Genomic DNA, 24,902 nt, shown 5'->3' on the forward strand with positions numbered 1-24,902 from the left:
CCGAACGAAAGGGGCAAGAGCGTTTGGTTACTTGGCGCTTCTCCAAGTGACTCGCCGTAAGGGCGAAACCAATAGCCGCCGTTACCGCAGCAATGGATATGTACACCATCAAAAAAACCATCGCCTGACATAGAGCCTTCGCCGGCAAGCCGGTCTCGCTCCTACAGGTTTGAGCCGCTACTTTTTCAAGGCAAAAAAAAGCCCCGCATTGGCGGGGCTTTCGTATCAATCCGGATCAGCTGCCTTTGACAGCCTTGCCGTTGACCTTGCCGTCCAGGAGCATGATGTTGTACTCCTTGCCGTCAGTCTCGACCTGTTGCAGGCGAACCAGCAGGTAATCCCAATCCTTGGCGAACCACAGTACGGTGATGCGCTTGCTTTGTGTCGGGTCGCGCACGCGCTCGACCTTGATCGCGTCGATCTGGCCAGCTTTGGTGTCGACCTTTTCCGAACCCAGCACGCGGAAGTCATAAGTATCGACTTCACCATCATCGACCACCTGATAGCTCATGCTTTTCTTGCCGGCGGCCACGTCATGCTGCAGGGCCAACTGGTAAGTGGATTTGTCGACCATGCCACGGTTGAGCGGGATCTTGACCGCGTCGCCGCGATCGGTGCCGGTAACCATTTTGGTGGTCCAGTCGAAATCCAGGTCAGCCTTCTTGGATTTACCCAGGCCACCGCGCTCAAAGTGGTAGGACTGTGGCAGCAGGGTGTCCTTGTCCAGGGTCAGGGTGCTTTCTTCGGTCAGGCTGGCGATCATCATCGATGCCTTGAAGCTGAGCTTCCAGACGCCGTTGGCTTCCTTGGTCAGGCTGCGCTCGGCGGTGCCGCTCATGGGCAGCTGCTTCCAGTCGGCGGTGTAGCTGGCGGAGAAGGGTTGAAGTTCCGCAGCCTGCGCGAAAGGCAGGGCAAGCAGAGCGCAAGCGAAGAGCAGGGCGCGACGCATAAAATCTCCTAGGTTCGAATCAAGTGGCCACTGGCCGCGAGTAACTTGCCATCCAGTAAAGCACCTTGTTCACCGAGTGATAAGCGACCTTCCGCAAACCAGCGTACGGCCATCGGGTAGATCAGGTGTTCCTGGGTATGAACTCGCTGCGCCAGACTCTGCGGCGAATCGTGCAACTCTACCGGTATTACTGCCTGTACGACCAGTGGTCCGCCATCGAGTTCCTCGGTGACAAAGTGCACGGAACAGCCGTGTTCAGTATCGCCGGCCTCCAGCGCGCGCTGATGAGTGTGTAACCCTTTGTATTTGGGCAGCAGCGAGGGATGGATGTTGAGCAGGCGACCCGCGTAGTGGCGCACGAAGTCAGCGCTGAGGATGCGCATGAAACCGGCCAGGACCACGAGTTTGGGATTGAAAGCGTCGATCAGTTCGATCAGCGCGGCATCGAAGGCTTCGCGGCCTTCGAAAGCCTTGTGATCCAGGGAGCGGGTGTCGATACCCGCCTCCCTGGCGCGTTGCAGGCCGTAGGCGTCGGCGCGGTTGGATATCACCGCAGCGATGCGGACCGGGCTGTCGCCGGTCCGCGTGCTGTCGATCAAGGCCTGCAAGTTACTGCCGGTGCCGGACAGCAGCACCACCACATCACAGGTGACGGACATTAATGAGCCTTGAGGTTCTTCAGTTCTACCTGGGCTGCGCCTTCGGCAGCGGTGGCGATCTGACCAATGACCCAAGGTTGCTCGCCAGCTTCGCGCAGTACGTTCAGCGCGGTTTCAACGTGCTCTTGAGCCACGCAGATCACCATGCCGACGCCGCAGTTCAGTACGCGGTGCATTTCGTTTTCGTCGACGTTGCCTTTCTCTTGCAGCCAGTCGAACACGGCAGGGCGGTTCCAGCTCGCCACGTCAACCACCGCTTGAGCGCCTTTTGGCAGTACACGCGGGATGTTGTCCAGCAGGCCGCCACCGGTGATGTGGGCCATGGCTTTGACCGCGCCGGTTTCCTTGATCAGCTTCAACAGCGGCTTCACGTAGATGCGGGTCGGGGCCATCAGCAGGTCGGTCAGCGGTTTGCCGTCGAGCTGGATGTTTTCGATGTCGGCACCCGACACTTCGATGATCTTGCGGATCAGCGAGTAGCCGTTGGAGTGCGGGCCGGAAGACGGCAGGGCGAGCAGGGCATCGCCGGCAGCGACTTTCGAACCGTCGATGATTTCGGACTTCTCTACGACGCCGACGCAGAAACCGGCCAGGTCGTAGTCTTCGCCTTCGTACATGCCAGGCATTTCAGCGGTTTCGCCGCCGACCAGGGAGCAGCCGGACAGTTCGCAGCCTGCGCCGATACCGGTCACGACCTGGGTCGCGGTTTCGACGTTGAGTTTGCCGGTGGCGTAGTAGTCGAGGAAGAACAACGGCTCGGCGCCGCAGACCACCAGGTCGTTCACGCACATGGCGACCAGGTCAATGCCGATGCTGTCGTGTTTGTTCAGGTTCAGCGCCAGGCGCAGCTTGGTGCCGACGCCGTCGGTGCCGGAAACCAGCACAGGCTGCTTGTAGCCGGCCGGGATTTCGCAGAGGGCGCCGAAACCGCCCAGGCCGCCCATGACTTCCGGGCGCGCAGTGCGCTTGGCGACGCTCTTGATGCGTTCGACCAATGCTTCACCGGCGTCGATGTCTACACCGGCGTCCTTGTAGCTCAGGGAGGGTTGCTTGCTCATGATCCAGGCCTTTAGGGGGGATTCAGGGGTAACGACCGGGTCCAGTGGGACCGCCGAAACAAACGAAGGGCATGTGCCTTACGCGAATTTCAGAGTGCCCGGCTGTTGCCGGTCTGCGAAGGCGCGCGATTTTATCAGGCTTGAGGGGCAGCGGCCATCCTCAGGCCGACAGCAGGGGCATATCGATACAAAAAAACCGTAATTGCCCGTGTTGGTCGTCTCCCGCTTGGCTGTATAAGGTATCGCGATTAACCGTCTATCGTTATGGCAGTGCGAAAAACTTAACCGGGACGTGTGAATGTTTTGCGTCGGGCGATGGTCACAGCCTTGCTCGATTGTCTTCATGCGGTCAGTTCCAGCCGCTCTTGTCGTCAGGAATCCTCCATGCGTTTTTTCAGATCATTGTTTGTGGGTTGTTTGTCCCTGGTCAGCCTGGCGAGTCATGCCGAAACCGTAAAAGGCTTTTATCAGGTGCGCGAGCCAGTCACCAGTCAGGTGCCTGAAGAGCGCGATCAAGCCACTCAGCGTGCGCTCGACACGCTGGTATTGCGCCTGACCGGCGACCCCAAGGCGGCGCAAAGTCCGGGGTTGGCGGCGGTCCGCAAGGACCCGCAGCAGATCATCAGTCAGTACGGCTTCGACGCCGGCCCGCCGGAAGTGCTGAAAGTCGATTTCGACCCGGCTTCCACCGAGCAGGCGTTGCGCCGTGCCGGGCTGTCGCTGTGGGGGGCGAATCGGCCGTCGATCCTCGGTTGGTGGTTGAATGATTCAACGGAAGGTTCGAGTCTGGTCGGTGATGGCCAGGCCGCTGCTGCGCCGCTACGTCGTGCCGCACAACATCGTGGTCTGCCGCTGCGTCTGCCATTGGCGGACTTGAGTGAGCAATTGGTCGCCACCGCACCGAATCTGGAGGGTACGGATGCAGCGCCACTGCGCGGTGCATCGGAACGTTACAACGCCGATGCCTTGCTGGCGGTGCATGCCCGGGAAGAGGGCGGTCAGTGGCAGGCCAAATGGCATTTGTGGCTGGGCGATCAGAAGGAGGCGGGCAGCGTGCAGGGCGCGGATCAGGCCGCTGTGGCTGACGCGGTGCTGCTAGCGGTCAGTCAGCGTCTGGCGCCACGGTTTGTGGTCAAGCCAGGTACTTCGGGTGAGCAGCTGCTGGAAGTGCAGGGCATGAACCTGGAGCACTATGCAACGCTTGGGCGTTTGCTTGAGCCGTTTGGCGCGCGTCTGCAAAGTGTTGACGGTAACCGTGTTCTCTACCGGGTCAATGGCAGCGCCGAGCAGTTGCGCTCGCAGTTGTCGCTGGCGAAGTTGCAGGAGGTTCCGGCGGGTGAGGCACCGGCTCCGACGGCGCCTGTTCAGCCGGTGGTCCAGGGTTCGGCGCCCGCTGTTGCGCCAACGCCTGCACCGGTGCCGCAACTGCGTTTCCGTTGGTAAGGTTTTCTTTCTTTATATAGATGCATATGGAGTGGTACATGGCCGATACGCGGCGTTGGTTCTGGTTGGGTGGAGTGGTTCTGCTCTGCGCGTTTATCTGGCTGTTGCATCCGATTCTGACGCCGTTCCTGGTGGCGCTGTTGTTGGCCTACTTGTTCGACCCGCTGGTGGATCGCCTGGAAAAGGCCGGGCTCTCGCGGACGTGGGGCGTGGTGGCGGTGTTCGCGTTGTTCTCTTTGATTTTCACCACGTTGTTGCTGGTGCTGGTGCCGATGCTCGCCAAGCAGTTGTTCCGCTTGTATGAACTGGCGCCACAGATGCTCGACTGGTTGCAGCACACTGCATTGCCGTGGGCGCAATCGAAGTTCGGGCTGTCGGATGGCTTCTGGAAATTCGACAAACTCAAGGCGGCAATCAGCGAACACATGGGCCAGACCACCGACATTGTCGGCATGGTGTTGAGTCAGGCGACCGCTTCCGGCCTTGCGTTGATCGGTTGGCTGGCCAATCTGGTGCTGATCCCGGTGGTGAGCTTTTACCTGCTGCGGGACTGGGACGTGATGATGGCCAAGATCCGCAGCCTGTTGCCCCGCGCTCGTGAAGAGCGCGTCGTGATTCTGGCCGGCGAATGCCATGAAGTGCTGGGGGCGTTCGTACGCGGGCAACTGCTGGTCATGGTGGCGCTGGGTGTGATCTATTCGGCGGGCCTGATGCTGGTAGGGCTCGAGCTGGGGCTGTTGATCGGGATGATCGCCGGTCTGGCGGCGATTGTGCCGTACATGGGGTTTGTCATCGGGATTGGCGCGGCGTTGATTGCCGGCCTGTTCCAGTTTGGTGGCGACCTGTACCCGATGATTGGCATCGTTGCGGTATTCATGGTTGGCCAGGCGCTGGAAGGCATGGTGCTGACGCCGTTGCTGGTGGGTGACCGGATCGGCCTGCATCCGGTGGCGGTGATCTTTGCGATTTTGGCCGGCGGTGAACTGTTCGGTTTTACCGGCGTGCTGCTGGCACTCCCGGTGGCGGCGGTGATCATGGTGCTGGTGCGCCATGTGCATGATTTGTATAAAGATTCTGATATCTACAGTGGCGTCGATGAACCTGAGCTGTAAGGTTCGCTGATGGTCCGTCGCGGGCGGCCTGGTTCAGTGCCAGGCTGACCCGTATCCCTTGCGTGGCTGTCACATGCGCCGCCAAAGAAACAGTCATAAAACCGGTGCGATAACGCAAACCTTTGATTTTGCTTATGGTCTGTCGCATTGTGCGGTCAGCGTCACGGGTATAAACTTCGCAAACTTTACACAGAGGCCACTAACGGTTCCTTTGGAACTGTTCAGTCAGCATGAAACCGATTCAGCTGCCCCTAGGTGTGCGTCTGCGTGATGACGCTACCTTTATCAATTACTACCCAGGCGCCAATGCCGCTGCACTCGGCTATGTCGAGCGGCTTTGCGAAGCCGACGCCGGCTGGACCGAAAGCCTGATTTATCTCTGGGGCAAGGACGGGGTAGGGCGTACGCATCTGCTGCAGGCGGCCTGTCTGCGCTTTGAACAGTTGGGGGAGCCAGCGGTGTACTTGCCGTTGGCCGAGCTGCTGGATCGCGGTATCGAAATCCTCGACAACCTCGAACAATACGAACTGGTCTGCCTCGACGACTTGCAAGCGGTTGCCGGGCGCGCGGATTGGGAAGAGGCGTTGTTCCATCTGTTCAATCGCCTGCGTGACAGCGGTCGGCGTTTGCTGATTGCGGCATCGACCTCGCCGCGAGAATTGCCGGTGAAGCTGGCGGACCTGAAATCCCGTCTGACCCTGGCGCTGATCTTCCAGATGCGACCGCTATCCGACGAAGACAAATTGCGTGCCTTGCAACTGCGTGCATCCCGTCGCGGCCTGCACCTGACCGACGAAGTCGGCCATTTTATTTTGACTCGCGGTACTCGCAGCATGAGCGCGTTGTTCGAGCTGCTTGAGCGTCTCGATCAGGCCTCCCTTCAAGCTCAGCGCAAGCTGACCATTCCGTTCCTGAAAGAAACGTTGGGCTGGTAAGGCCCAGGTTTTTCAGGGGCTGCGGCATATTTCAGGCGCCACAAAATCCGCTTTCCTGCACGGGGCAGGCTGCGCGAGCGTCTAAATGGGGCTTAAGCGCTTAGATGTAAACGCGAAACCAAGAAGTCACATAAAGTTCGATTGAATTTGCAAATGAGGTTGATAGCGGGCATAGTCTCGGCTTCTTTACAACTATCAGCCACGGTCGTGCCCATGCTAAATCGCTTCGCACCCCTCGTGCCTCTCGCACTCGTCACCCTGTTGTTCGGTTGCGCTGCTCACTCTCCAGTGTCCCAGCAAGAGCAACAACAGCAGGTTAAAAATTCAGTTACCGCGCAATCTTCTTCCGTTCTTTTCCAGGAAGAGCTGGCCACCGATAAAGAACTGGCAGACTTCGCCGACGGCAAGTCCTACCAGCTTCCGGTTCTGGCCGACAGCATCCTCGAGCGTGGCATGTCCCTGATCGGTACCCGTTACCGTTTCGGCGGCACCTCCGAGGCTGGCTTCGATTGCAGCGGCTTCATCGGTTATCTGTTTCGTGAAGAGGCCGGCATGAACCTGCCGCGCTCCACTCGCGAAATGATCAACGTTGACGCGCCACTGGTATCCCGTAGCGCGCTCAAGCCGGGCGATCTGCTGTTCTTCGCCACCAATGGTCGCCGCGGTCGTGTCAGTCACGCCGGGATCTACCTGGGTGACAACCAGTTCATCCACTCCAGCAGCCGCAAAAGCGGTGGTGTCCGGGTCGATAGCCTGGGCGACAGCTACTGGAGCAAAACCTTCATCGAAGCCAAGCGCGCACTCGCGATGGCCCCGACCGTGGTCACGGCACGCAAGTAATTGTCCAGCCTGTCGCCACATCAGTGGCGGCAACGGCCTCTCTGCAACAGAGTAGGCGGACAGTTTGTAAGGCGAACTTAAAGTCTTACTTGAAGTTTGCCGCGTACCCGCTAGAATCCTGATCTATTATTGATGGCAAACCGCCTGCGTCCTGCGCAGGCGGTTTTCTTTTCTGCCCTTCCGGTGGAAAAAGCCGCAGCCAGATCAGGATGTTCTGCTTATGACGATGTCGGCCCGCCTCGCACTCATGTTCTTCGCAGCGCTGCTCAGTGCCTGCGCCAGCCGCACACCGCCACCTGCGCCGGTGGTTCGCGCCCCCATTGTCTTCGGCTCCGCGCAACCCTTTTCGCCTGAGGCGGAAGACGTGTTGTTTCGCGCCTTGGGCCTCGTGGGCACGCCTTATCGCTGGGGCGGCAATACGCCAGATTCCGGGTTCGATTGCAGTGGCCTGATCGGTTATGTCTACCGTGACGTGACGGGCATTTCCTTGCCACGCACCACGCGCGAGATGATCAGCATGCAGGCAGCCAATGTCGGCAAGGAAGGCTTGCAAACCGGCGACCTGGTTTTCTTCGCCACCAATGGCGGCTCGCAGGTCAGCCACGCCGGGATCTACGTTGGCGAAGGCCGTTTCGTGCATGCGCCAGCCACTGGCGGCACGGTGAAGCTCGACAGCTTGTCCAAAGCGTATTGGCAGAAAGCTTACCTGAGCGCCAAGCGTGTTCTGCAACCCGAGCATTTGGCGCGTAACCCCTAGTTCGCAGAGGTCGTCATGACCGCCCGCACACTCAATCTCGACGATTCCCTGTATCAATACCTGCTCGACGTTTCCCTGAGGGAAACGCCGCTGCTCAAGCGTTTGCGCGATGAAACCCAGGCGCTGCCGATGGCGCGCTGGCAGGTGGCGCCGGAGCAGGGGCAGTTCCTCGCATTGCTGGTGAAACTCACCGGTGCGAGGCGTTTGCTGGAAGTCGGCACCTTCACCGGTTACAGCGCCTTGTGCATGGCGGCGGCATTGCCGGATGACGGTTCGCTGATTTGCTGTGATATCCCCGGCGACTACAACGCCACGGCGCTCCGTTACTGGAAGGAAGCGGGCGTTGCCGAACGAATTGACCTGCGCTTGGCGCCCGCGCTGGAAACCCTGGCTCGGCTGGATCAACCCGGTCAATTCGATTTGATTTTCATTGATGCCGACAAGGCCAACTATCCGGCCTATCTGGAGCACGCGTTGCGTCTGCTGCGCGTTGGTGGTCTGGCGGTGTTTGATAACACCCTGTGGAGCGGGCGGGTGTTGGAGCCGAATCCCGAAAGCGCAGACACCCGCGCTATCCAGGCGCTCAACTGTGCCTTGAAGGATGACTCGCGTGTGGATCTGTCGTTGTTGCCGCTGGGCGATGGTTTAACCCTCTGCCGCAAGCGGTAACGCTGATCCCTGTGGGAGCGAGCCTGCTCGCGATAAGGGCAGTACATCCACATTGATGTTGCCTGATGCACCGCTATCGCGAGCAAGCTTGCTCCTACAGGGTGTGTGTGTGGCGTAGTTACTGGGTTGCCGACACCCGCCACACCTTATTCCCCACATCATCCGCCACCAGCAAATCACCCTGCTGATCAATCACCACACCCACCGGCCGGCCCATGGCTTTTTCCTCGTCATTGAGGAAACCTGTGAGCACATCAACCGGGCTTCCGTTCGGTTTGCCGGCACTGAACGGCACGAAAATCACTTTGTAACCACTGTGCGGCTTGCGGTTCCATGAACCATGCTGGCCAATGAACGCGCCTTCCTTGAATTGCGCTGGCAGCCTGTTGCCTTCAGCGAACGTCAGGCCCAGTGAGGCGGTATGCGGGCCGACCGCGTAGTCCGGAGCAATGGCCTTGGCCACCAGGTCCGGGTTTTGCGGCTCGACGCGAATGTCGACGTGCTGACCGTAATAACTGTAAGGCCAGCCATAGAACCCGCCGTCCTTGACCGAGGTGATGTAGTCCGGCACCAGGTCGCTGCCGATTTCATCCCGCTCGTTGACCGCCGTCCACAACGCGCCGCTCCGCGGTTCCCAGGCCATGCCGTTGGGATTGCGCAGGCCCGAGGCGAAAATCCGATGCTTGCCGGTGGCGCGATCCACTTCCCAGATCGCCGCGCGACCTTCTTCCTGATCCATGCCGTTTTCGGCGACGTTGCTGTTGGAGCCCACCGTGACGTACAGCTTGCTGCCGTCCTTGCTGGCGATCACGTTTTTGGTCCAGTGGTGATTCAGCGTGCCGCCCGGCAGATCAACCACTTTGATCGGCGGCGACTTGATGGTCGTGGCGCCGTCCTCGTAGTGAAATCGCAGCAAGCGGTCCGTGTCGGCGACATACAGGTCATTGCCGACCAATGTCATGCCGAAGGGCGAATTGAGGTTTTCCAGAAACACCGTGCGAGTTTCGGCGATGCCGTCGTGGTCTTTGTCCCGCAGCAACGTGATGCGGTTCGGGCTCGGGACGCCGGCACCGGCGCGGCCCATGGCTTTCTTCATGACCCAGCCTCTAACGCCTTTGCCATCGTCGGGTTTGGGTGGCGCATTGGTTTCGGCGACAAGCACGTCACCGTTCGGCAGCACGTACAGCCAGCGCGGGTGATCGAGGTTTTCAGCAAATGCCGCCACTTGCGTTCCCGCCGCTGCCGTGGGTTTCGCGCCGTCCGGCCAGCCGATCGCCGGGGCGATGTTCACTGTCGGGATCAGGGTCTTGTTCGGTTCTGGCAGTTGAGGGGACGGGCCGGTGCCGTCGGAGACTTGCAGGGTGGAGGTCTCGCTGCAGGCAGGGAGCCCTCCTGTGAGGGCGATGACGAGAACGAGCAGGGGCTTGTGCATGCTGATCTTCCCTATAAATGCAGTGACCTGATCAATAGAGAAGTGCAAACCCGCGATGGTTCAACCGGTCAGCCGCGGGCTTCCTTGAACAGTACGGCGATGCCGGGATGATAGTTGCCCGCTTCGTTGCGCAACTTGCGGTAGGCGTAGGGGAAATACCAGGCGACCGCGCAGCTGTGTTCCTTTTGCAGGTCGTCGACCATGTCCTGGAGTTCTTCCGGCGTGGCACCGTGCTGGGCCTTTTGCGGGGCGACGAACAGGCAGCCGAGTTTCAGGTCGCTGGCGTAGCTGATGCGCTTGGCGTCGCTGGTGATATCGGCCAGGGCCTGGGTCAGGTTCAAGCTGTTGACCCGTGGCCAGCGTTGCGTGGCTTGAAGGTAGGCGCGCTCTTCACTGGAGGCGATGAACAGGTCGGCGCGGGCGTTGCGTTCGCCTTCCTCGTTTTGTTTGCGGGTGGGGGTGTTCTGCAGCGTGACCATTTCCGCCATCCACGCGGCAGCCGAGAGCAAGCCGAGGTTGGCTTTTTCGTCGTACCAGTAAGGCGTGTCGTTATCGCCGCGCACCGCGTTGTAGCGGTCGATACAGTCAAACCAGCGCTCCAGCACCGGGCGCAGGAATTCCAGCTTCGGATTGCTGATGGTCATGCCTTGCATGTGGCTCACCCTTGTTATTGTGTTGTCAGGTTGTGGCGCTTTGATATCACTGCTGAGAGTGTGGCACAAGATTGGCGTCATTTTATTGATCGGCGGCAGTTATTCGCCCGGCGGTCTCCCGGCTTTAATTGACGCTCCACCCCCAACCCTCTAACCTTCGCGGCTTGTTTCAGGTGCTCTGTGGCGTCGGTCGACAGAGTGAAACAGGGAAGCCGGTGTGTGCGCTCGTTCAACTCATGAACAACCACGATCCCGGCGCTGCCCCCGCAACGGTAAATGAGTGAAGGCTGCGCCTTGAGCCACTGTGTCGAATGTCGATATGGGAAGGCGCGCAGTCAGGCGAAGCGCCGCTCATGAGCCCGGAGACCGGCCTGATCCATTCAGCGGCATCACGGTGGGCGATGCCAGGCTTCTTGCCGTCTATTCTTGTGCCTGCCCGCCGTTATCCAGCCTCAACGGAGAGCTCCCCCATGACTGATACTCCCGATCGTGACGAACGCCATCTGGCGCGCATGCTGCGCAAAAAAGCCGTGATCGACGAACGCATCGCCAATTCCCCGAATGAATGCGGCCTGCTGCTGGTGCTGACCGGCAACGGCAAGGGCAAAAGCAGCTCGGCCTTCGGCATGCTCGCCCGCTCGATGGGCCACGGCATGCAGTGCGGCGTGGTGCAGTTCATCAAGGGGCGCAGCAGCACGGGCGAAGAGTTGTTCTTCCGACGCTTCCCGGAGCAGGTGCGTTTTCATGTGATGGGCGAAGGCTTTACCTGGGAAACCCAGGACCGCCAGCGTGACATCGCCGCCGCCGAAGCCGCGTGGGAAGTGTCCCGCGAATTGTTGCGCGATCCGTCGATCGGCCTGGTGGTGCTCGATGAACTGAACATCGCCCTCAAGCACGGCTACCTCGACCTCGATCAGGTGCTCAGCGACTTGCAGGCGCGTCCGCCGATGCAACACGTGGTCGTCACGGGTCGCGGCGCCAAGCCGGAAATGATCGAACTGGCCGACACCGTCACTGAAATGGGCGTCATCAAGCACGCCTTCCAGGCCGGGATCAAAGCGCAAAAAGGCGTCGAGCTGTGAATCAACCACGTCATTGCCCGGCGGTCTTGATTGCCGCGCCGGCCTCCGGTCAGGGCAAGACCACCGTCACCGCCGCGCTGGCCCGTTTGCATCGCAATCAGGGACGCAAGGTACGCGTGTTCAAATGCGGCCCGGACTTTCTCGACCCGATGATTCTCGAGCGCGCCAGCGGTGCGCCGGTGTATCAACTGGACATGTGGATGGTCGGCGAGCAGGAAAGTCGTCGACTGTTGTGGGAAGCCGCCGGTGAAGCGGATCTGATCCTGATCGAAGGTGTCATGGGCCTGTTTGACGGCACGCCGTCCAGCGCCGATCTGGCGCGGCACTTTGGTGTGCCGGTGCTCGGGGTGATCGACGGCACGGCGATGGCGCAGACCTTTGGTGCGCTGGCGCTGGGGCTGGCGAAGTATCAGCCGGACTTGCCGTTCGCCGGCGTGCTGGCCAACCGCGTGGGCACCTTGCGCCATGCGCAATTGCTCGAAGGTAGCCTGACTGAAGGCTTGCGTTGGTACGGCGCGTTGTCCCGGGAAACCGGGATCGAGCTGCCGAGTCGGCATCTCGGTCTGGTTCAGGCCAGCGAGCTGAATGACCTCGACGTGCGCCTCGACGCGGCGGCCGAATCGCTGGCCAACAGCTGCGACGTTACGCTGCCGCCGCCTGTGGAATTCGCCGCTCCAGAAGTGATCGCCGCCGAGCCGTTGCTGGCCGGTATCCGAATCGCCGTGGCCCGTGATGAGGCGTTCGCTTTCACCTACGGTGCGAGCCTGGATTTGCTCCGGGCCATGGGCGCCGAATTGTCATTCTTCTCGCCGATCCGCGACACCCAATTGCCGGAGGCTGACAGCCTCTATCTGCCGGGCGGCTACCCGGAATTGCACCATGTGGCGCTGTCTCAGAATACTCAAATGCTCAACGCCATCCGCGCTCATCACGCGGCGGGTAAGCCGTTGCTGGCCGAGTGTGGCGGCATGTTGTATTTGCTCGATTCGCTGACCGATGTCGAAGGCACGCGGGCGGAGCTGGTTGGTTTGCTGAGCGGTGATGCGGTGATGCAGAAACGATTGGCGGCGCTGGCGTTGCAGGCGGTTGACTTGCCGGAAGGTTCGCTGCGTGGGCATACCTATCACCATTCGTTGACCAGTACCGAGCTTGAGCCGATTGCTCGTGGCCTGAGCCCGAATGGCGGGCGTGGGGCGGAGGCGGTTTATCGTGAGGGGCGGATGACCGCTTCTTATGTGCATTTTTATTTTCCGTCGAATCCGACCGCGATTGCCGCGTTGTTTGCGCCTGACCGGGAGGCCGCCATCGCTGGCAAGCCAGCTCCTACAGTTGATCACCTAACCCCTGTAGGAGCTGGCTTGCCAGCGATGAGGCCATGACCGACAACGCCTTTTCGGAAGCCGAGCGTGCAGCGGTTTATCGTGCAATCGCCGAACGCCGCGACATGCGCCACTTCAGCGGCGGCACCGTCGAGCCCGAGTTGCTCCGGCGCCTGCTCGACGCGGCGCACCAGGCGCCAAGCGTCGGCCTGATGCAGCCCTGGCGGTTCATCCGCATCAGTGACCGGGCCCTGCGCAGCAAGATCCAGTTGCTGGTGGAAGAGGAACGCATGCGCACCGCCGAAGCCCTTGGCGAGCGCACCGACGAATTCATGAAGCTGAAAGTCGAAGGTATCAACGACTGCGCCGAGGTGCTGGTTGCTGCGCTGATGGACGATCGCGAGCGGCACATCTTTGGCCGTCGCACCTTGCCGGAAATGGACATGGCGTCGTTGTCCTGCGCGATCCAGAACCTGTGGCTGGCGTCCCGTGCCGAAGGACTCGGCATGGGCTGGGTCTCTTTGTTCGAGCCGCAAGCCCTGGCCGACCTGCTGGGTTTGCCCGCAGGGGCCAAGCCTTTGGCTGTTCTTTGCCTGGGCCCGGTCAAGGAATTCTATCCGGCGCCGATGCTGGTACTCGAAGGCTGGGCGCAAGCGCGCCCGCTCAGTGAAATGCTGTACGAAAATTATTGGGGAGTGAGTCAATGAGTGTGGCGTTGTTGAGTGTCGCCGCGGTTGCGCTGGATGCGCTGCTGGGTGAACCCAAACGCTGGCATCCGCTGGTGGCGTTCGGCCGTTTTGCCGACCGCATCGAGCAACGTTTCAATGGTGGCGGGCGCGGCTGGCGCAGCCACGGCGTCACGGCATGGGTGATTGCGGTGTTGCCGCTGACCTTGCTGGCCACGGCATTTTCCTGGGCGCCTTACGTTGGCTGGATCGTCGAGATTCTCGCGCTCTATTGCGCCCTCGGCCTGCGCAGTCTCGGTGAACACGTCGAGCCGGTCGCCAAGGCCCTGCGCAGTGATGATCTGGAGGAGGCGCGCACACGCGTTGGCTATCTGGTCAGTCGCCAGACCAGCGAACTGGATCAAACCGAAGTGGCCCGCGCCGCTACCGAATCGGTGTTGGAGAACGGCAGCGACGCGGTGTTTGCTGCGCTGTTCTGGTTTGCCGTGGCCGGTGCGCCCGGCGTGGTGCTCTACCGATTGAGCAATACGCTGGATGCGATGTGGGGCTATCGCAACGAACGCTTCGAACGGTTTGGCTGGGCGGCGGCGAAAATCGACGACGTGCTCAACTACATTCCGGCGCGGCTGGTGGCATTGACCTACGCGCTGCTGGGCAAAACCCGACTTGCACTGAAATGCTGGCGCACACAAGGCCCGACCTGGGACAGCCCGAACGCCGGGCCGGTGATGGCTGCGGGAGCCGGTGCGCTGGGTGTCGAGTTGGGCGGGGCGGCGATTTATCACGGCGAATTGCATCAGCGTCCGCAACTGGGCGAAGGCGTGCCGGCGGATGCCGACTCCATTGACCGTGGCTGGCAATTGGTCCAGCGCGGGGTATGGTTATGGCTGCTGATTCTCTGCGTGGGAGCTGAATTCTATGCTTGAACACGGTGGACGGTTGCGCAAGGCCGCGCTCGAATACGGTATCGCCGAAGCCGATTGGCTTGACCTGTCCAGCGGCCTCGCGCCCTGGTCGTTTCCTGTCCCGGACATTCCGTTGCGCGCCTGGGCGCGGTTACCGGAAATCGATGACGGTCTGGAGCAGGCCGCCTGTGATTATTACGGCACCGCGCAGGTGTTGCCGGTGGCCGGTTCGCAAATGGCGATCCAGTTGCTGCCGCGTTTGCGGCGGGACGGCAAGGTTGGCGTGCTGTCGCCGTGTTACGCCGAGCACGCCGAAGCCTGGCGTCGTAACGGTTACATCGTGCGTGAAGTGCTGGAGCAGGAAGTCGACTTCTTCCTCGACAGTCTCGATGTGCTGGTGGTGGTCAATCCGAACAATCCAACGGGCTTGAGCCTGACCCCGAGCCGTCTGCTCGACTGGCATTCCAGGCTGGCGCAGCGCGGCGGCTGGCTGGTGGTCGACGAAGCCTTCATGGACAACACGCCGCAGCTGAGTCTGGCGCCATGTGCCCATATGGTGGGCTTGATCGTGCTGCGTTCCTTCGGCAAATTTTTTGGTCTGGCCGGTGTGCGCTTGGGCTTCGTACTGGCGGAGCGCAAGTTGCTCAAGTTGCTCGCCGAACAAGTCGGACCCTGGGCCGTCAGCGGGCCGACCCGCGTGTTGGGGCAAGCCTGCCTGAAGGATGCCGAAGGCCACGCCAGACAACGTCTGCGTACCGAAGAAGCCAGCAAACGGCTGGCGCTGTTGCTTGAAGAACACGGCTTCAAACCTCAGGGCGGTTGCGCGTTGTTTCAATGGCTGGTGACCGAGTGCGCCGAAGAGCTGCATGAGTTCATGGCCCGGCGCGGCATTCTGCTGCGGTTGTTCACCCACAACAGCAGCCTGCGTTTCGGCCTGCCCGGCGAAGAAGCCGACTGGACCCGTCTCGCGCAAGCGTTTACAGATTACGCCAAGGAAAGCCGATGACTACGCTGATGGTGCAAGGCACTACGTCGGACGCCGGTAAAAGCACGCTGGTGACGGCGTTGTGTCGCTGGGTCACGCGGCAGGGCGTGCGCGTGGTGCCGTTCAAGCCGCAGAACATGGCGCTCAACAGCGCCGTGACTGCTGACGGCGGCGAGATCGGCCGCGCGCAAGCCGTGCAGGCTCAGGCTGCCAACCTCGAACCGCACACCGACATGAACCCGGTATTGCTCAAACCCAACAGCGACACTGGCGCCCAGGTGATCATCCATGGGCGCGCCGTCACGACCATGAACGCGGTCGCCTATCACGACTACAAAGCCATCGCCATGCAAGCGGTGCTAGCCTCCCATGCGCGACTGAGCGCGGCGTATCCAGTGGTCATGGTCGAAGGCGCAGGCTCGCCGGCCGAGATCAATCTGCGCGCCGGCGACATCGCCAACATGGGGTTCGCCGAGGCAGTGGATTGCCCTGTTGTATTGATCGCCGACATCAATCGCGGCGGGGTGTTCGCGCATCTGGTAGGCACCCTGGAACTGCTGTCGCCAAGCGAGCAGGCACGGGTCAAAGGCTTCATCATCAACCGTTTTCGCGGCGACATTGCCTTGCTGCAACCGGGCCTCGACTGGCTGGAAGCGCGTACCGGCAAACCGGTGATTGGCGTTCTGCCGTACGTGATGGACCTGCACCTGGAAGCCGAGGACGGCATCGATCAGCGCCAGACCGACAAGGCCGATCAAGTGCTCAAAGTGGTGGTGCCGGTGTTGCCGCGCATCAGCAACCACACCGACTTCGATCCGCTGCGCCTGCACCCGCAAGTCGACCTGCAATTCATCGGCCCCGGCCAGGCGATTCCGCCCGCCGACCTGATCATTCTTCCTGGCTCGAAAAGCGTGCGCAGCGACCTTGCATATCTGCGCGCTAACGGCTGGGAAACCGCCATCAGCCGACATTTGCGCTACGGCGGAAAAGTCCTGGGTATTTGCGGCGGCCTGCAAATGCTTGGCGAGCAGGTGCACGATCCGTCGGGCCTTGAAGGTGCGCCGGGCTCCAGCGCCGGTTTGGGGTTGCTGGCGTTCGAAACGCAGCTTGAAGAAGAGAAGCAGTTGCGCAATGTGCGCGGGCGTCTGGCGCTGGAAGATGCGCCGGTCAGCGGCTACGAAATTCATGCCGGCGTTACCACCGGCCCGGCATTGGAAAATGCCGCCGTGCAGCTGGACGATGGTCGTTGCGATGGCGCGCAAAGTGGCGACGGGCAGATTTTCGGCACCTACCTGCATGGCCTGTTTGAATCGCCGGCGGCGTGCAGTGCGCTGTTGCGCTGGGCGGGTTTGCAGGATGTGCAGGAAGTGGATTATCACGGGTTGCGTGAGCGAGATATCGAGCGGTTGGCGGATTTGGTGGAGAAGCATCTGGATACCCGACTGTTGCGTGAGCTTTGCGGGATTTGAGGTGGCTGTTCCGGCCTCATCGCCGGCAAGCCGGTCTCGCTCCCACATTGGATCTCAGGTGTTGCTCCATTTTGTGATCAATGCAATTCCCCTGTGGGAGCGAGCCTGCTCGCGAAGGCGTCAGTCGCTACACCGCCAATTAAAAGGTTATGAACCATGCTGCAACTGATCCTCGGCGGCGCCCGTTCCGGCAAAAGTCGCCTGGCCGAAAAACTGGCAGCAGACAGCCAGCTCCCGGTGACCTACATCGCCACCAGCCAACCGCTGGACGGAGAAATGAGCGAGCGGGTCGCCCACCACCGCGCCCGTCGTCCAGCCGAATGGGCGCTGATCGAAGAGCCCGTGGAGCTGGCCCGCGTCCTGCGCGAAACCGCCCGTGCCGAGCGTTGCCTGCTGGTGGATTGCCTGACCCTGTGGATGACCAATCTGCTGATGCTCGACGACGCCGAGCGCCTGACGGCCGAACGTGAAGCGCTGCTGGACTGCCTGGCCGAACTGCCGGGTGAAATCATTTTTGTCAGCAACGAGACCGGAATGGGTGTCGTGCCGCTGGGCGAATTGACTCGCCGCTACGTCGATGAAGCCGGTTGGCTGCATCAAGCTTTGGCCGAGCGCTGTCAGCGAGTCGTCCTGACCGTCGCCGGCCTGCCCCTGACTCTGAAAGGAACTGCGTTATGACTCAATCCTGGTGGCTGAACCCGTGCAAGCCGATCGATGCCCAAGCCGTCGAGCAGGCTGAAGCCCGGCAACAGCAACTGACCAAACCGGCCGGTTCCCTCGGGCGGCTGGAGTCGGTGGCGGTGCAGTTGGCGGGATTGCAGGGGCAGGTCAAGCCGAAGCTGGATCAGCTGTGGATCGCGATTTTTGCCGGCGACCATGGCGTGGTAGTCGAAGGTGTGTCGGCGTTTCCCCAGGAAGTCACCGGGCAGATGCTGCACAACTTCGTCAACGGTGGCGCGGCGATCAGTGTGTTGGCGCGCCAACTCGGCGCGTCGCTCGAAGTGGTCGACCTCGGCACGGTCACGCCGTCGCTGAATCTGCCGGGCGTGCGCCACTTGAACATCGGTGCCGGCACCGCGAATTTTGTCGACGGCCCGGCCATGACTCAAGCCCAGGGTGAACTCGCCTTGCAGGCCGGTCGCGACAGCGTGCGGCGCGCCATTGCGGCGGGCGCGCAGTTGTTCATCGGCGGCGAGATGGGCATCGGCAACACCACGGCGGCCAGTGCGTTGGCCTGTGCCTTGCTGGATTGTCCGGTGGTGCATCTGGCCGGGCCGGGCACCGGTCTGAACGCGGCGGGTGTCAGTCATAAGGCTCAGGTCATCGAACGGGCTTTGGCCTTGCACAGCGCTCAGCGTGGCGATGCACTGCAAACTCTGTTCAACCTCGGCGGTTTTGAAATCGCCGCGCTGGTCGGCGCGTATCTGGCCTGTGCCCAGGAAGGCGTCGCGGTGCTGGTGGACGGGTTCATTTGCAGCGTCGCCGCATTGGTGGCGGTGCGCTTGAATCCGCATTGCCGCGAGTGGCTGTTGTTCGGGCATCGCGGTGCCGAGCCGGGTCATCGCCATGTGCTGGAAACCCTGAACGCCGAACCCTTGCTGGACCTCGGTCTGCGCTTGGGCGAGGGCAGCGGCGCGGCGTTGGCCGTGCCGTTGCTGCGCCTGGCGTGTGACCTCCACGGGCAAATGGCGACCTTCGCCGAAGCCGCCGTGGCGGACCGTCCGGCATGACCTTGCGCCTGGACCTGTTGCGTCACGGCGAAACTGAACTGGGCGGCGGTTTGCGCGGCAGCCTCGACGATGCACTGACCGCCACAGGCTGGGCGCAGATGCGCGCAGCGGTGGTCGCGCAGGGGCCATGGGATCGTCTGGTCAGTTCGCCATTGCAACGCTGTGCGCGGTTCGCCGAAGAACTTGGTGCGCAACTGGGTTTGCCAGTGCAGCTGGATAAAGATCTGCAGGAACTGCATTTCGGTGCCTGGGAAGGGCAGAGCGCAGCGGCACTGATGGAAACGGATGCCGAGGCATTGGGTTTGTTCTGGGCCGATCCCTATTCGTTTACACCACCGCAGGGTGAGCGCGTCGCGGATTTTTCGACGCGAGTACTGGCCGCGGTCGGGCGTTTGCAGGCTGCCTGCGCGGGCGAGCGTGTGTTGCTGATCAGCCATGGCGGTGTCATGCGTTTGTTGCTGGCGCAGGCGCGGGGATTGCCGCGCGAGCAGTTGCTCAACGTTGAAGTGGGCCATGGTTCGCTGTTTTCGTTGAGCGTCGAACCCGGCGTCATTCTCAAGGAAGCGATCTGATCATGTTGCCGTTCTGGATCGCCCTGCAATTTCTGAGCAGCCTGCCGATTCGTCTGCCGGGCATGCCGGCGCCGCAGGAATTGGGGCGCTCGCTGCTGTTTTATCCGCTGGTGGGGCTGTTGTTCGGCGGGATCTTGTGGGCGTTGAACTGGGTGTTGTCGGGCACGCCGTTGTTGCTGCACGCGGCGTTGCTGTTGACGGCTTGGGTGTTGCTCAGCGGTGCGTTGCACCTCGATGGTCTGGCTGATAGCGCTGATGCGTGGCTCGGTGGTTTTGGCGATCGCGAGCGAACGCTGACGATCATGAAGGACCCGCGCAGCGGTCCGATAGCGGTGGTCACGCTGGTATTGGTGTTGCTGCTCAAATTCGCGGCGTTGCTGGCATTGATTGAGCAGCAGCACAGCGTTTTCCTGATCATCGTTCCGTTGATTGGTCGTGCTGCGTTGCTGGGGTTGTTCCTGACCACGCCGTATGTGCGGGCCGGTGGCTTGGGGCAGGCGCTGGCCGATCATCTGCCGCGTCTGACCGGCAAGCAGGTGCTGGCGGTCAGTGCATTGGCTTGTGTGCTGATTGCAGGGCTCGGCGGTGTCGTGGCGTTGGTGTTGGCGGCGGTGGTGTTTGTCTGGTTGCGGCAGGTGATGCTGCGGCGATTGGGTGGGACTACGGGCGATACGGCGGGGGCGTTGCTGGAATTGCTGGAGGTGGTTTTACTGATTGGCCTTGCACTGTTCCTGTAGGAGTGAGCGGTGCGGCAATCTGACTGCCCGCGAAGAATGCCCCGCGGTCTAGCAGAAAAACCGCGTTTTCGTTCTTCGCGGGCAAGCCTCGCTCCTACAGGGTTTTGTATCAAAAATTTGCATTCATTCAACCGCGGGTATATACACGCACCATGCTCGACTCCCAATGTTTATGCATCAACCTGCGTCGCGCCGCCCGTGGCGTCAGCAGGCACTACGACGGCGCTCTCGACGGCTTCGGAATCAACGTTGCCCAGTATTCTTTGCTGTGCAATCTGCAGCGTCTGAATGAACCGAGTATTTCCACCCTGGCGGAAGCCATGGGCCTGGACCGCAGCACCCTCGGGCGCAATCTGCGGGTATTGGAAGGCGACGGCCTGGTCATGCTGGTCGAGGGCGAAGACATGCGTAATCGCATCGTCAGGTTGACCGAGGCCGGCGCTGAACGCCTGAAAGCGGCCTTGCCGGCCTGGGAGGCGGCGCAACAGCGACTGGTTGATCGTCTGGGTGCCGAAAAACGCGAAATTTTGCTGAAGCTGCTGGACGAACTGGCCTGACGCCAGTTTTTCCGATCTTAAGCGGGTATATACCCGCTACCGGAGAATAAGAATGACATCGATGTGGCGTACTTGCGGTTGGGTTTTAGTGGGGAGTGCGCTGATCCTTGCGTTGTCTCTGGGCGTGCGACACGGCTTCGGGCTGTTTCTGGCGCCGATGAGTGCCGAGTTCGGTTGGGGGCGTGAGACGTTTGCCTTTGCCATCGCCTTGCAGAACCTGATCTGGGGCCTGGCGCAACCCTTTACCGGCGCGTTGGCCGACCGCTTCGGCGCGGCGAAAGTGGTGCTGATCGGCGGCGTGCTCTACGCGATGGGCCTGCTGTTCATGGGCTTGTCCGATTCGGCGGTAACCCTGTCGCTGAGCGCGGGACTATTGATCGGTATCGGGCTGTCGGGCACCTCATTTTCGGTGATCCTGGGCGTGGTTGGCCGCGTAGTACCCCCAGAGAAACGTAGCATGGGCATGGGTATCGCCAGCGCTGCCGGCTCTTTTGGCCAGTTCGCGATGGTGCCTGGCACGCTGGGTTTGATCGGTTGGCTCGGCTGGTCGGCGGCATTGCTGGCGCTGGGCCTGCTGGTCGCGCTGATCGTGCCGCTGGTGAGCATGCTCAAGGACAAGCCGTTGCCGGTTCTCGGTCACGAGCAGACCCTCTCCGAAGCCTTGCGCGAAGCCTGTTCCCATTCGGGATTCTGGCTGCTGTCGTTCGGCTTTTTTGTCTGCGGTTTCCAGGTGGTGTTCATCGGTGTGCACTTGCCGGCGTATCTGGTGGATCAGCATTTGCCCGCCACGGTCGGCACGACGGTGCTGGCGCTGATCGGGTTGTTCAACATCTTCGGTACTTACACGGCGGGCTGGCTCGGCGGGCGGATGTCCAAGCCGCGTTTGCTCACCGGCCTGTATGTGCTGCGGGCCGTGGTGATTGTCCTGTTTCTGTGGGCGCCGGTGACGACGACCACGGCGTATCTGTTTGGCATGGCCATGGGCTTCCTGTGGCTGTCGACGGTGCCGTTGACCAACGGCACTGTGGCGACCTTGTTCGGCGTAAGAAATCTGTCCATGCTCGGTGGGATCGTTTTCCTGTTCCACCAGCTCGGATCGTTCCTGGGTGGCTGGTTGGGCGGGGTGGTGTATGACCGAACCGGGAGTTATGACTTGATCTGGCAAGTAGCGATTCTCTTGAGCCTGTTGGCGGCTGCCTTGAATTGGCCAGTGCGTGAGCGGCCGGTGGCGCGCCTGCAAACCCGGATGAGCGCGACATGAACAGCCTCTGGCCACGAATCGCCGTGGCAGCGGGCGGCCTGTTGCTGCTGGCCCTGGCGTGGTGGGGCTGGCATCAGGGCGGGCTGGCGTTGATGCAATTGGGCATGGGCGCTTGCTAGCACGATGTGAGGGCGAGTAAGTTCATTGCAGACGACTTTTCAAGGATGCATGGACATGCTGATGCGCTGGCTTGCCGTTCCCGCGTTACTCATGGCGTTTACCGGATTGGCTCAAGCGGCAGACGAGTGCCCTGAGCTTTTGCAAGGCTCGTTGCCCAAGCTGCGGGCCAAGGAAACGATCGACCTGTGCCAGCGCTTCGCCGGCAAACCGCTGGTGGTGGTCAACACCGCGAGCTTTTGCGGTTTCGCCCCTCAGTTCAAAAGCCTGGAGGCGCTGAATCAGCGTTACAAGGGGCAGGGGCTGGAGGTGATCGGTGTGCCTTCCAATGACTTCAAGCAGGAATCCAAGGATGGTGCGGAAACCGCCAAGGTTTGCTACGTGAATTACGGCGTGACCTTCACCATGACCGAGACGCAGAAGGTTCGCGGTGATGATGCGATTCATCTGTTCCAGGTGCTCGCCGCCCAAAGCGATGCGCCGAAGTGGAATTTCTACAAGTATGTGGTCGATCGCAAAGGCAAGGTGATCGCCAACTTCTCCAGCCTCACCACGCCTGACGATCCCGAATTCATCGCCGCCGTGGAAAAAGCCCTGGCTTCACAACCCTGATCGATGCCCATTAAAAAGCCCCGCCTCTGTAAAGAGCGCGGGGCTTTTTTGATTCAGGCGGCGAGGGGTTCAGGCTCGCCGTGAATCACATCAGAAGCGGTAGGTCGCACCAATGCCGAAACCGTTCGCCCAGTTTTCATACTTGGCGTTATAGGTCTGGTTGCGAGGAGCACCGTTGCTGTTGTTGACCTTGACCGACTCTTCGCGCAGGTACGAATACGCTACGTCGATGGTCAGGTCGTCGGTCGGGCTCCAGCCAGCGCCCAGGCTGAAGATCTTGCGATCGCCAGTCGGAATGCGCGGGGAACGGTTTTCGTTGTTGGTCGGCGCCTGGTCGACGGACAGACCGGTACGCAGCACCCATTGCTTGTTCAACTGATAGGAGGCACCGATGGCGTGAGCCCAGGTGTCGTGCCAGTTCTGCTCTTCAGTGATCGTGCCAAGGCCGCGCGCAGCCAGAGCGGCAGGAACGCCTTCGTTCTCGACGGTGATTTCTTTCAGGCGGCTCCAGCGAGTCCAGGTGCTGCCTGCGTAGAGGGTCCACTGGTCGTCCAGCTGATGAGTGACCGAGAAGTCCACGGACTCAGGCGTGGTGATGTCCAGCGAAGCGTCGAATTTCTGGATCGGGTTCTGACCCAGCGCCGCGAGCACGCCGTAGTTGACCTTGGTGTCACCCTCGAGCTTGTACTTCACTTTCGAGTGGTAGGTCAGGCCGACGCGGGTGCTGTCGGTGGCTTGAACCAGGACACCGAAGTTGTAACCCAGTGCAGTGTCATCACCCTTGATCCTGACTTCACCATCAGCGGCGCGTGGGTCCAGCGACAGGTTCGATTCCAGCTTGCCGTCGATGCGGTTGATGGTCGGACCGAAACCGATCGACACCTTGTCGTTGAAGGCGTAGCTGACAGTTGGCTGCAGGGTGACGATTGTGACTTCGCTCTTGCTGCCGAAGTACTTGCCGGCGAAGCCGTTCTCGTAGTCGGTCACCAGGCCGAATGGAGCGTAGACGCCGAAACCGACTGCCCACTGGTCATCGATTGGCTTTACGTAGTAGCCCATGGGAACGCCCATGAAAGGGACCATGTCACCTTTATTGGTACCACCATTCGGGCGGGAGCTGGCATCGCTGATGTCAGCGTGCGCGTCGATAAATGCAACACCACCGGTCACTTGTTCGCGCTTGAGGCGAGCCATACCGGCAGGGTTACCAAATACTGTACTTGCGTCGTCGGCAGATGAGGATCGCCCGGCAAAACCTGTGCCCATCCCACTGATGCTTTGTTCGTTGAGGGCAAAACCACTTGCGAAGATTTGGGTGGATGCCAAGGCAACGGCGAGGCTAAGGGTGGTTTTGAGCATTACTTTTTTCATTATTAGAACTCCTGGTGATCACCGGGGCGAAAATTACCAACATTTTCGTCCCAGCGCTATAGGCTGTATTGCTTGATTTAGAGCGGTTTTGTAGGACAATCCGACCAAAATCGCGACCTGTTGGGCGATCTTGTTGAGCGAGGGGTTCAGCAGGCGACTTGATTCAACGGTGATACACAGGTTTGCCAGGCGTAGGTGAAATCTCTCAGGCGTCCTTGGGGCTGGAAGGTCTGGCGCCAGATTCGGGCCATTCCCAACAAGTCGTCTGCTTCGGGGAGGGGGGTGTTCTGTTCTTCGACGAGCAGCCAGGCGATGGCTGTGGCGTATCGCAGGTTAACGGTCAATTCGAGGTGTGGGCCGCTGAGGAACGCGTGCTGGCTGGCCAGTCCGCGCACCAGGCTCGCGCGCTCCGGATCAAGTGCCAGGTAATGGTCCCAGAGTGCCTGGTGGCGGGGTTCGGCGATTCGGTACAAGCCGTGTCCACGGCGGTCATGCAGGGCGGAACCAAGGGCTGACTGACTGGCGGCGATGCCCAGCAGCAGGGATTCGGCGGTCGCGCTATGGCGTCCCAGGTAGATCAGTGTCGGACGGATCACATAACGGCACAGTTCGCTGGCAGCGATACCCATAAAACCCTCGAACAAGAAGTGGTCGGCGAGTCCTGAACTTAGCGTTGGCAGCGGGTGGATCGACTCAGGCTCGCCGTAAGCGGTTCAAGCCGCTTGAGTTGAAGTGTAGTGTCATATTCGCGCTGTAAAGGTCTGTTTTTAAAATATTTCCGGCAGACAGTTATAACCGTTATATCGGTTAGTGCTTACGCGGCGGCTGTGAAAAGAGAAATATCGGGCAATAAAAAGACCCGTTTTTTAGGGGGCTGGTGTGCTTTTGTTTGGGTACATATCCGTTTCTGCGGTAACGGCGGCTAATGGTTTCGCTTTTACAGCGAGTCACTTGGAAGAGCCCCAAGTAACCAAGGGCTCTTGCCCCTTTCG

The 24,902-nt window shown here is 60.9% G+C and carries 27 protein-coding genes and 1 riboswitch; of the genes, 20 read left to right on the plus strand and 7 right to left on the minus strand.

Annotation, left to right across the window (positions count from 1 at the left end; translation table 11 throughout):
• Window positions 1–235: 235 nt before the first annotated feature.
• Genes PMI32_RS04680 through purM form a run of 3 tightly spaced genes read right to left on the minus strand, consistent with a single transcriptional unit; the run spans window position 236 to window position 2,666 of the window.
• Complete coding sequence (locus PMI32_RS04680; protein WP_008033516.1) at window positions 236–949, minus strand: DUF3108 domain-containing protein; 714 nt, start codon at window positions 947–949, stop codon at window positions 236–238.
• A gap of 8 nt (window positions 950–957) precedes the next feature.
• A complete protein-coding gene (purN, locus tag PMI32_RS04675; RefSeq protein ID WP_008033517.1) occupies window positions 958–1,608 on the minus strand; it encodes a phosphoribosylglycinamide formyltransferase in 651 nt (216 codons plus the stop codon).
• Window positions 1,608–2,666, minus strand: a complete 1,059-nt coding sequence (gene purM / locus PMI32_RS04670; RefSeq protein WP_008033526.1) for a phosphoribosylformylglycinamidine cyclo-ligase — start codon at window positions 2,664–2,666, stop codon at window positions 1,608–1,610. The genes purN and purM overlap by 1 nt, the downstream gene beginning before the upstream one ends.
• Window positions 2,667–3,050: 384 nt before the next feature.
• Between purM and PMI32_RS04665 the strand changes: the two genes are divergently transcribed.
• The 6 genes from PMI32_RS04665 to PMI32_RS04640 all read left to right on the plus strand — a co-directional run bounded on the left by PMI32_RS04665 (window position 3,051) and on the right by PMI32_RS04640 (window position 8,422).
• Window positions 3,051–4,109, plus strand: coding sequence for a DUF2066 domain-containing protein (locus tag PMI32_RS04665; protein ID WP_008033529.1), 1,059 nt, complete (start codon window positions 3,051–3,053; stop codon window positions 4,107–4,109).
• A gap of 38 nt (window positions 4,110–4,147) precedes the next feature.
• The gene (locus tag PMI32_RS04660; protein WP_008033540.1) at window positions 4,148–5,221 is read left to right on the plus strand and encodes an AI-2E family transporter; all 1,074 of its coding nucleotides are present in this window, start codon (window positions 4,148–4,150) and stop codon (window positions 5,219–5,221) included.
• Between the two features lie 230 nt (window positions 5,222–5,451).
• Complete coding sequence (hda, locus tag PMI32_RS04655) at window positions 5,452–6,156, plus strand: DnaA regulatory inactivator Hda (protein WP_008033543.1); 705 nt, start codon at window positions 5,452–5,454, stop codon at window positions 6,154–6,156.
• A 213-nt stretch (window positions 6,157–6,369) separates the two neighbouring features.
• A complete protein-coding gene (locus PMI32_RS04650; protein ID WP_008033546.1) occupies window positions 6,370–6,996 on the plus strand; it encodes a C40 family peptidase in 627 nt (208 codons plus the stop codon).
• Window positions 6,997–7,216: 220 nt separating this feature from the next.
• Window positions 7,217–7,753, plus strand: a complete 537-nt coding sequence (locus PMI32_RS04645) for a C40 family peptidase (protein ID WP_008033547.1) — start codon at window positions 7,217–7,219, stop codon at window positions 7,751–7,753.
• A gap of 15 nt (window positions 7,754–7,768) precedes the next feature.
• Window positions 7,769–8,422, plus strand: a complete 654-nt coding sequence (locus PMI32_RS04640; RefSeq protein WP_008033554.1) for an O-methyltransferase — start codon at window positions 7,769–7,771, stop codon at window positions 8,420–8,422.
• Window positions 8,423–8,540: 118 nt separating this feature from the next.
• Here PMI32_RS04640 and PMI32_RS04635 read toward each other — a convergent pair whose 3' ends face one another.
• Entirely contained in the window at window positions 8,541–9,854 is a 1,314-nt protein-coding gene (locus tag PMI32_RS04635; RefSeq protein ID WP_008033557.1) for a PQQ-dependent sugar dehydrogenase, read from the minus strand.
• 68 nt (window positions 9,855–9,922) lie between these two features.
• A complete protein-coding gene (locus PMI32_RS04630) occupies window positions 9,923–10,507 on the minus strand; it encodes a hypothetical protein (protein ID WP_008033558.1) in 585 nt (194 codons plus the stop codon).
• Window positions 10,508–10,661: 154 nt separating this feature from the next.
• A riboswitch (cobalamin riboswitch) is annotated at window positions 10,662–10,896 on the plus strand.
• Window positions 10,897–10,977: 81 nt separating this feature from the next.
• Between PMI32_RS04630 and cobO the strand changes: the two genes are divergently transcribed.
• The 14 genes from cobO to PMI32_RS04565 all read left to right on the plus strand — a co-directional run bounded on the left by cobO (window position 10,978) and on the right by PMI32_RS04565 (window position 22,539).
• The gene (cobO, locus tag PMI32_RS04625; protein ID WP_008033559.1) at window positions 10,978–11,589 is read left to right on the plus strand and encodes a cob(I)yrinic acid a,c-diamide adenosyltransferase; all 612 of its coding nucleotides are present in this window, start codon (window positions 10,978–10,980) and stop codon (window positions 11,587–11,589) included.
• Window positions 11,586–12,968: a cobyrinic acid a,c-diamide synthase CobB gene (locus PMI32_RS04620; protein ID WP_008033560.1), complete on the plus strand. Its 1,383-nt coding sequence runs from the start codon at window positions 11,586–11,588 to the stop codon at window positions 12,966–12,968. Before cobO ends, PMI32_RS04620 begins: the two co-directional genes overlap by 4 nt.
• On the plus strand, window positions 12,965–13,615 hold the full coding sequence (gene bluB, locus PMI32_RS04615) for a 5,6-dimethylbenzimidazole synthase (protein ID WP_008033561.1): 651 nt from the start codon (window positions 12,965–12,967) through the stop codon (window positions 13,613–13,615). Before PMI32_RS04620 ends, bluB begins: the two co-directional genes overlap by 4 nt.
• Window positions 13,612–14,520: an adenosylcobinamide-phosphate synthase CbiB gene (gene cbiB / locus PMI32_RS04610; protein ID WP_008033562.1), complete on the plus strand. Its 909-nt coding sequence runs from the start codon at window positions 13,612–13,614 to the stop codon at window positions 14,518–14,520. Before bluB ends, cbiB begins: the two co-directional genes overlap by 4 nt.
• Window positions 14,513–15,505 (plus strand): threonine-phosphate decarboxylase CobD, encoded by a 993-nt coding sequence (gene cobD, locus PMI32_RS04605; protein ID WP_008033563.1) that lies wholly within the window; start codon window positions 14,513–14,515, stop codon window positions 15,503–15,505. Before cbiB ends, cobD begins: the two co-directional genes overlap by 8 nt.
• On the plus strand, window positions 15,502–16,953 hold the full coding sequence (locus PMI32_RS04600; protein ID WP_008033564.1) for a cobyric acid synthase: 1,452 nt from the start codon (window positions 15,502–15,504) through the stop codon (window positions 16,951–16,953). Before cobD ends, PMI32_RS04600 begins: the two co-directional genes overlap by 4 nt.
• Window positions 16,954–17,109: 156 nt before the next feature.
• Window positions 17,110–17,631, plus strand: coding sequence for a bifunctional adenosylcobinamide kinase/adenosylcobinamide-phosphate guanylyltransferase (gene cobU / locus PMI32_RS04595; protein WP_008033566.1), 522 nt, complete (start codon window positions 17,110–17,112; stop codon window positions 17,629–17,631).
• Window positions 17,628–18,683: a nicotinate-nucleotide--dimethylbenzimidazole phosphoribosyltransferase gene (gene cobT, locus PMI32_RS04590; protein WP_008033568.1), complete on the plus strand. Its 1,056-nt coding sequence runs from the start codon at window positions 17,628–17,630 to the stop codon at window positions 18,681–18,683. The genes cobU and cobT overlap by 4 nt, the downstream gene beginning before the upstream one ends.
• Complete coding sequence (cobC, locus tag PMI32_RS04585) at window positions 18,680–19,255, plus strand: alpha-ribazole phosphatase family protein (RefSeq protein ID WP_008033569.1); 576 nt, start codon at window positions 18,680–18,682, stop codon at window positions 19,253–19,255. Before cobT ends, cobC begins: the two co-directional genes overlap by 4 nt.
• 2 nt (window positions 19,256–19,257) lie before the next feature.
• Entirely contained in the window at window positions 19,258–19,992 is a 735-nt protein-coding gene (locus PMI32_RS04580; RefSeq protein WP_008033570.1) for an adenosylcobinamide-GDP ribazoletransferase, read from the plus strand.
• 152 nt (window positions 19,993–20,144) lie between these two features.
• Window positions 20,145–20,549, plus strand: coding sequence for a MarR family winged helix-turn-helix transcriptional regulator (locus PMI32_RS04575; protein ID WP_008033571.1), 405 nt, complete (start codon window positions 20,145–20,147; stop codon window positions 20,547–20,549).
• 52 nt (window positions 20,550–20,601) lie between these two features.
• A complete protein-coding gene (locus PMI32_RS04570) occupies window positions 20,602–21,810 on the plus strand; it encodes an MFS transporter (RefSeq protein WP_008033572.1) in 1,209 nt (402 codons plus the stop codon).
• A complete protein-coding gene (locus PMI32_RS30920) occupies window positions 21,807–21,929 on the plus strand; it encodes a hypothetical protein (RefSeq protein WP_008033574.1) in 123 nt (40 codons plus the stop codon). The genes PMI32_RS04570 and PMI32_RS30920 overlap by 4 nt, the downstream gene beginning before the upstream one ends.
• 61 nt (window positions 21,930–21,990) lie before the next feature.
• Window positions 21,991–22,539, plus strand: coding sequence for a glutathione peroxidase (locus tag PMI32_RS04565; protein WP_411736630.1), 549 nt, complete (start codon window positions 21,991–21,993; stop codon window positions 22,537–22,539).
• A 90-nt stretch (window positions 22,540–22,629) separates the two neighbouring features.
• On the opposite strand, the gene PMI32_RS04560 is transcribed toward PMI32_RS04565, so the two are convergent.
• Together PMI32_RS04560 and PMI32_RS04555 are read right to left on the minus strand one after the other, a co-directional pair.
• Window positions 22,630–23,910 carry an OmpP1/FadL family transporter gene (locus tag PMI32_RS04560; protein WP_008033579.1) on the minus strand — a complete coding sequence of 427 codons (1,281 nt, stop codon included), beginning with the start codon at window positions 23,908–23,910 and terminating at the stop codon, window positions 22,630–22,632.
• A gap of 146 nt (window positions 23,911–24,056) precedes the next feature.
• Complete coding sequence (locus tag PMI32_RS04555) at window positions 24,057–24,539, minus strand: hypothetical protein (protein ID WP_008033583.1); 483 nt, start codon at window positions 24,537–24,539, stop codon at window positions 24,057–24,059.
• Between the last annotated feature and the right edge of the window lie 363 nt (window positions 24,540–24,902).

The organism is Pseudomonas sp. GM60 (assembly GCF_000282415.1).
In the GTDB taxonomy this organism is placed as follows: Bacteria; Pseudomonadota; Gammaproteobacteria; order Pseudomonadales; family Pseudomonadaceae; genus Aquipseudomonas; species Aquipseudomonas migulae.

Coding starts and splice junctions, on each gene's coding strand:
- purN (WP_008033517.1), bottom strand. CDS start 1,608: ATGTCCGTCACCTGTGATGTGGTGGTGCTGCTGTCCGGCACCGGCAGT.
- PMI32_RS04635 (WP_008033557.1), bottom strand. CDS start 9,854: ATGCACAAGCCCCTGCTCGTTCTCGTCATCGCCCTCACAGGAGGGCTC.
- PMI32_RS04565 (WP_411736630.1), top strand. CDS start 21,991: ATGCGCTGGCTTGCCGTTCCCGCGTTACTCATGGCGTTTACCGGATTG.
- PMI32_RS04650 (WP_008033546.1), top strand. CDS start 6,370: ATGCTAAATCGCTTCGCACCCCTCGTGCCTCTCGCACTCGTCACCCTG.
- cobC (WP_008033569.1), top strand. CDS start 18,680: ATGACCTTGCGCCTGGACCTGTTGCGTCACGGCGAAACTGAACTGGGC.
- PMI32_RS04640 (WP_008033554.1), top strand. CDS start 7,769: ATGACCGCCCGCACACTCAATCTCGACGATTCCCTGTATCAATACCTG.
- PMI32_RS04555 (WP_008033583.1), bottom strand. CDS start 24,539: ATGGGTATCGCTGCCAGCGAACTGTGCCGTTATGTGATCCGTCCGACA.
- cbiB (WP_008033562.1), top strand. CDS start 13,612: ATGAGTGTGGCGTTGTTGAGTGTCGCCGCGGTTGCGCTGGATGCGCTG.
- PMI32_RS04680 (WP_008033516.1), bottom strand. CDS start 949: ATGCGTCGCGCCCTGCTCTTCGCTTGCGCTCTGCTTGCCCTGCCTTTC.
- cobO (WP_008033559.1), top strand. CDS start 10,978: ATGACTGATACTCCCGATCGTGACGAACGCCATCTGGCGCGCATGCTG.
- PMI32_RS04575 (WP_008033571.1), top strand. CDS start 20,145: ATGCTCGACTCCCAATGTTTATGCATCAACCTGCGTCGCGCCGCCCGT.
- PMI32_RS30920 (WP_008033574.1), top strand. CDS start 21,807: ATGAACAGCCTCTGGCCACGAATCGCCGTGGCAGCGGGCGGCCTGTTG.
- PMI32_RS04665 (WP_008033529.1), top strand. CDS start 3,051: ATGCGTTTTTTCAGATCATTGTTTGTGGGTTGTTTGTCCCTGGTCAGC.
- hda (WP_008033543.1), top strand. CDS start 5,452: ATGAAACCGATTCAGCTGCCCCTAGGTGTGCGTCTGCGTGATGACGCT.
- PMI32_RS04600 (WP_008033564.1), top strand. CDS start 15,502: ATGACTACGCTGATGGTGCAAGGCACTACGTCGGACGCCGGTAAAAGC.
- purM (WP_008033526.1), bottom strand. CDS start 2,666: ATGAGCAAGCAACCCTCCCTGAGCTACAAGGACGCCGGTGTAGACATC.
- PMI32_RS04560 (WP_008033579.1), bottom strand. CDS start 23,910: ATGAAAAAAGTAATGCTCAAAACCACCCTTAGCCTCGCCGTTGCCTTG.
- PMI32_RS04630 (WP_008033558.1), bottom strand. CDS start 10,507: ATGCAAGGCATGACCATCAGCAATCCGAAGCTGGAATTCCTGCGCCCG.
- cobT (WP_008033568.1), top strand. CDS start 17,628: ATGACTCAATCCTGGTGGCTGAACCCGTGCAAGCCGATCGATGCCCAA.
- PMI32_RS04660 (WP_008033540.1), top strand. CDS start 4,148: ATGGCCGATACGCGGCGTTGGTTCTGGTTGGGTGGAGTGGTTCTGCTC.
- PMI32_RS04645 (WP_008033547.1), top strand. CDS start 7,217: ATGACGATGTCGGCCCGCCTCGCACTCATGTTCTTCGCAGCGCTGCTC.
- PMI32_RS04570 (WP_008033572.1), top strand. CDS start 20,602: ATGACATCGATGTGGCGTACTTGCGGTTGGGTTTTAGTGGGGAGTGCG.
- PMI32_RS04580 (WP_008033570.1), top strand. CDS start 19,258: ATGTTGCCGTTCTGGATCGCCCTGCAATTTCTGAGCAGCCTGCCGATT.
- cobD (WP_008033563.1), top strand. CDS start 14,513: ATGCTTGAACACGGTGGACGGTTGCGCAAGGCCGCGCTCGAATACGGT.
- cobU (WP_008033566.1), top strand. CDS start 17,110: ATGCTGCAACTGATCCTCGGCGGCGCCCGTTCCGGCAAAAGTCGCCTG.
- bluB (WP_008033561.1), top strand. CDS start 12,965: ATGACCGACAACGCCTTTTCGGAAGCCGAGCGTGCAGCGGTTTATCGT.